General features: G+C 38.1%; 1 pseudogene. It reads left to right on the plus strand.

What is annotated here, in order from left to right:
* Positions 1-614: pseudogene (locus tag K1F36_RS19990) on the plus strand (TraG family conjugative transposon ATPase); the annotation flags it as partial.

Raw genomic sequence — 614 nt, forward strand, 5'->3', positions numbered from 1 at the left:
AATATCGTATTTGCCAATAATGGCAATGTTATTCTGTGCTACAAAGGTAATCTACCAGAAATCTATTCCTTATCTGAAAAGGATTTTGAGGATATGCACGGTGCTTGGTTTCAGGCATTAAAGTCATTGCCAGTTGGCACTGTAGTTCATAAACAGGATATCTATCTCAAGAAATCATATACTTCAGAACAACTTCCGAATACAACTTTTTTGGAAAAGGCTACCCACGAACATTTTAAAGGTCGTGGACATATCGAGCACAGCTGCTATTTGTTTTTCATCCTGACCAAGAATAAGGCTCTAAACAATCCTAAATATGTCAACCCATTCAGAAAAATTTCAAAGGGAATCGTACAGGAACTGGATGACAATATTAAGAATTTCGCCAACTCGGTAAGTGATTCAGTTTCCTTCATCAACAATAGCCGAAAGATGGATTTTGTTTCGCTTAAAGCGGGCGACATTCAGCAAATGACAAACAATTACTTCAACGGTTTTAATGAAGGCTATGATACCGATATTTTACTGGACAAAAAAAGCGTCAATATTGGCGAAAACCATTTTGATGCCCTGGCCATCAACAGCGAACTGTGCTTTGGCGAAAGTGTACAGAG

This window comes from Flagellimonas abyssi (assembly GCF_019457905.1).
Taxonomy (GTDB): domain Bacteria; phylum Bacteroidota; class Bacteroidia; order Flavobacteriales; family Flavobacteriaceae; genus Flagellimonas; species Flagellimonas abyssi.